We start from the raw sequence: 3,868 nt of genomic DNA, 5'->3' as shown, positions 1-3,868 counted from the left end.
CCGGCGAGATACACCGCGTCGGCCCCGTAGGCCACGGACATCTCCAACTGCTCCCAGTTGCCGCCGGGAGATAAGAGTTCTAATTTCTTTCCCATCAGTTCCCGCCTTGGCTGGCAATGAAAGCATCATGCTCACTCTTATTGGTAAAGAAGTGATGGGTCCCATCTTCGCCCAGAGAGTAGTAATAATAGTTGCTGCGCTCCGGTTCCATGGCTGCCCGAATGGAGAGCATACCGGGGTTGGAGATGGGCGCGGGGGGCAGGCCCTTGTTGAGGTAGGTGTTATAGGGACTGCTGAGGCTTTGATAGTCGTCCCTGGTCACCTTGCGGGGCTCCGTCCCCGCCTCCGCCTGCTGGTCCAGGACATATTGCAGGGTGGCGTCGATGTTCAGGTAGCCCTGGGTCCCGGCACCGGGGTTGTTGAGACGGTTATAGATGACGGAGGCGATTTTCGTGCGGTCGCCGCCGTCTGTCTCCCGCTCGATCATGGAGGCCACGATGATGACGTCCCGCACGGTCCGCCCAGAGTCCGCAATTTTCTGGCGCATCTCGTCGGTGACCTTGGCATCGAAGTTCACCAGCATCTTGTTTAGGATGAAACGGGGGTCCTCGCCCATGTAGAACTCATAGGTATCTGGGAAGAGGTAGCCCTCTAGGCGGTTGGGGTCCCCCAAGGGGATATCCTGGAGGAAGGAGAAGGCATAGTCGTGGTTGGCGGCCATATCCTCCAACTTTTCCACGCTGGAAATCCCCTTATCCTCTAGCATCTGGAAAATCTGCTTGACGCTGTAGCCCTCCGGGATGGTCACTGCCGTGCTCATGCGGCTGCTGGAACTGGACCCCAGGTTGTTCAAAATGGCCCGGTAGTCCATGTCCGTGTTCAGCTCATAGGTGCCCACGGCGATTTTCTCCCGGCCGTTGGTCACGGCGGAGAAGAGGCGGAACGCCCACTTATAATTGATAATCCCTTGGTCCTTAAGCTGCTTCACCACGCCGCCAAAGTCATTCTCGTCCTGGACGTTGATGACCGCTGTGCCCTCTTCCTTGTTCAGGGCCAGCACGTCGTTGGCCAGGGTCCAGCCCACCACCGCCAGGATGACGGAGATGCCGCAGACCATCAGGATATACAGCATGGAGCTGGACAGGGTGGAGCGCTTTTTCTTCCGCTTCTGGTTGGAGCGGGACGGGGGCCGGTGGGGCGGCTCCTCCCGGTGGCGCCGGGGCTCCGGGTCCTCCCGGTAACGGCGCTGGTCTGGCTCCTCCCGATAGCGGCGCTGGGGCGGGTCGTCCCGGTAGTGCCGGGGGGGTGGGTCGTCCCGGTATCTTCTTCTCTCCGGTTCCTCCCGGTAGCGCCGGGGCTCCGGGTCGCCCCGATATCTTCGATTATCCATTTGTTAACCTCCCTCTGGATTTGCCCCGCTGGGTTGGGGCTTCCATTGGTTTCATCTCTCTTGCAGGTCAGGCCAGACCTGGCCCTCCTCGGTGAGCACATAGCGCACCCACACGTCCAGGGGCTCCCGTGGCAGGTTCACCTGGAAGAAGTCCTCCCGGCACAGGCCGATGCTTATGCCGTCGTAGTCCTCCAAATAGCGGTCATAGTAGCCGCCCCCCTGGCCCAGGCGGTTGCCCCGGCTGTCGAAGCACAGCCCCGGCACCAGCACCAGGTCCAAGTCCTCCCTGGGCACCACCGGGCAGCCCTCCCCTGGGGCGGGGATGCCGTACTTGTCCGGCTGCAATTCCTCCAAGGCTGTGATGGCCCGGGCCTCCATCTGGTGGTCCGGCAGGCAGCGGGGCAGGCACACCCGCTTGCCCTGGTCCAGCAGGGCTTGGAGGATGGGTCGGGTGTCCACCTCTGTCCCCACGCCGCAGTAGAGCAGCAGGGTGCCCGCCTGGGCCACCTTGGGATGTTGGAGGAATTGTGCCGCCAGGGCCTGGTCGGACTCCGCCCGCTCTTCCTGGCTGAGCTCTTCCAGCACCGCACGCATCTGCTGGCGCAGAATCTGTTTCACTTGCGCAATCTCTTGTCCCATTTACGCCTTCTCCCTTCCGGAGAGCAGGGGGCGCACCGCCTGCCAGATCTCCTTGTGTATCTCCTCCACGTCCCGCAGGGCCCCCGCCCCGTCCAGGCAGGACAGGCGCTTCCAGCCATACAGCCGCCCCGCCTCTAGGGCCGCGGCGCGGCAGGCAGCCAGGTAATCCCTGTGGGTCTCGTGGATATCCCCCTTGGTGTTGGTGGCTGCCTCCCGCTGGCGGAGCAGCTCCACCGCCCGGTCTGTGGGCATGTCCAGATACAGCACCAGGTCAGGCCGGGGCAGCCCCAGGCAATCATATTCAAACTCCGCCAGCCAGCGCAGGAAGCCCTCCCGCTCCCCTTCCGGGAGCTTGCTGGTCTGGTGGACGGCGTTGGAGGTGGTGTAGCGGTCCGCCAGCACCAGGCCCCCGGCGCTGTACCAGTCCTCCCAGACCTTTTTCCAAGAGGCGTAGCGGTCCACCGCGTAAAAGGCCGAGGACGCGTAGGGGTTCACATCCCCCGGCCGGCTGCCGAACTCCCCCGCCAGGTACATCTTAATCAGCGCCGAAGAGGGCTCCTGATACTGGGGGAACACCAGCCGCTGGAAGGCAAAGCCCTCCGCCTCCATGCGTTGGCACAGCCGGGCGAATTGGGTGGACTTCCCAGAGCCGTCAGTGCCCTCTAGGACAATCAGTCTACCACTCATTTCTGTCCCCTCCCCTTCTGGGCCATAGCCTGGACCAGGAACAGGGGCAGCTTTGCCATCCGCCCCACCCGGCTGGGCTGGTGGAGCAGGCGGTAGCACCACTCCAGCCCCAGTTTTTGCCAGGCCTCTGGGGCCCGTTTCACCGCGCCGGCGTAGACGTCCAACGCCCCTCCCAGGCCCACCATCAGCTGGGCCCCGGTGGCTGCGCCATAGCGGGCAATCCACCACTCCTGCTTGGGGGCCCCCAGGCAGACAAACACCACCTTGGCCCCGGCAGCCTGGATCTGTGCCGCCACGGCCTCGTTGTCCTGGAAATACCCGTCGTGGGTGCCGCAGATGGACAGGCCCGGGTAGGCCTTTTTCAAGTTCTCCGCCGCCTGCTGGGCCACCCCGGGCTTGCCGCCCAGAAGGTACAATGCCTCGCCGCTCCCCGCCAGCTCCCCCAAAAGGCCGGAGGCGAAATCAATCCCCGGCACCCGCCCCTGTAGGGGGGTGCCCAGGAGCTTGGCAGCATAGACCACGCCGATGCCATCGGGGAGCACCAGATCGGCGGCGTTGAGGAGCTTTTGATAGTCCTGAGACTGGCGGGCCAAATTGACAATCTCCGGGTTGGGGGTCACAACGTAAGACAGCCCCGGCGTCCGGGCCAGGGTGGCCCCGGCGGCCACCGCCTCCCCCAGGGTTAGATCGTCAAAAGTCACGCCCATAATATCCGTTCGCACGTTTTGCATCTCCAAACATCAAACTGTCGCTTTCCCTGCCAGAATGACAGGACAAAGCATAACCTGTTGTATTTTATCACAGTTTTTGCCATTTGTCCACCGAACCATTCCCCCATTTTCTCCATCCTTCCCGCCACAATCCCCCGGCACTTGCAAAAAGCAGAAAGAGCGCGTATGATTTCCCGGGAAACCTCCGGTTGCAACCCCAGGTTGCGCAAAAGAAACCGTAGTTTGGTGGTATTTTCCCCGGAAAACAACTACATTGGAGGCGAAAGGAGGATTTTGGAATGTCCTTTGGTGAAAAAATCCAAACACTCAGGAAAAAAGCCGGGCTCTCCCAGGAAGAGCTGGCCGACCAGCTGGGCGTCTCCCGCCAGGCGGTGAGCAAGTGGGAACGGGACAGCGGCTATCCAGAGACGGAAAAAATCCT

Annotated in this window: 5 protein-coding genes; 1 reads left to right on the top strand and 4 read right to left on the bottom strand. The window is 62.3% G+C overall.

The annotated features are described in order from the left end of the window. Positions 1-94: 94 nt before the first annotated feature. From mltG to ACTOZL_RS10045, 4 genes are read right to left on the bottom strand one after another with little or no spacing between them, the layout of a single operon-like run. Positions 95-1,390 (bottom strand): endolytic transglycosylase MltG, encoded by a 1,296-nt coding sequence (gene mltG, locus ACTOZL_RS10060; RefSeq protein WP_482478251.1) that lies wholly within the window; start codon positions 1,388-1,390, stop codon positions 95-97. A 51-nt stretch (positions 1,391-1,441) separates the two neighbouring features. Next, entirely contained in the window at positions 1,442-2,029 is a 588-nt protein-coding gene (locus tag ACTOZL_RS10055; RefSeq protein ID WP_482478250.1) for a 5-formyltetrahydrofolate cyclo-ligase, read from the bottom strand. After that, the gene (locus ACTOZL_RS10050) at positions 2,030-2,716 is read right to left on the bottom strand and encodes a dTMP kinase (protein WP_482478249.1); all 687 of its coding nucleotides are present in this window, start codon (positions 2,714-2,716) and stop codon (positions 2,030-2,032) included. Next, positions 2,713-3,438 (bottom strand): WecB/TagA/CpsF family glycosyltransferase, encoded by a 726-nt coding sequence (locus tag ACTOZL_RS10045; RefSeq protein WP_482478248.1) that lies wholly within the window; start codon positions 3,436-3,438, stop codon positions 2,713-2,715. Before ACTOZL_RS10045 ends, ACTOZL_RS10050 begins: the two co-directional genes overlap by 4 nt. A gap of 287 nt (positions 3,439-3,725) precedes the next feature. Here ACTOZL_RS10045 and ACTOZL_RS10040 point away from each other — a divergent pair. Further along, a partial coding sequence (locus tag ACTOZL_RS10040; protein WP_482478253.1) for a helix-turn-helix domain-containing protein occupies positions 3,726-3,868 on the top strand: 143 nt, incomplete at its 3' end.

The organism is Evtepia sp. (genome assembly GCF_056797215.1).
Note: the sequence above shows the minus strand (reverse complement) of the source record. Positions and strands in the feature narration are given on the sequence as shown.

Bases quoted from the DNA above. Each gene is read 5' to 3' on its own strand.
- ACTOZL_RS10050 (WP_482478249.1), bottom strand. From the start codon at position 2,716: ATGAGTGGTAGACTGATTGTCCTAGAGGGCACTGACGGCTCTGGGAAG.
- ACTOZL_RS10055 (WP_482478250.1), bottom strand. From the start codon at position 2,029: ATGGGACAAGAGATTGCGCAAGTGAAACAGATTCTGCGCCAGCAGATG.
- mltG (WP_482478251.1), bottom strand. From the start codon at position 1,390: ATGGATAATCGAAGATATCGGGGCGACCCGGAGCCCCGGCGCTACCGG.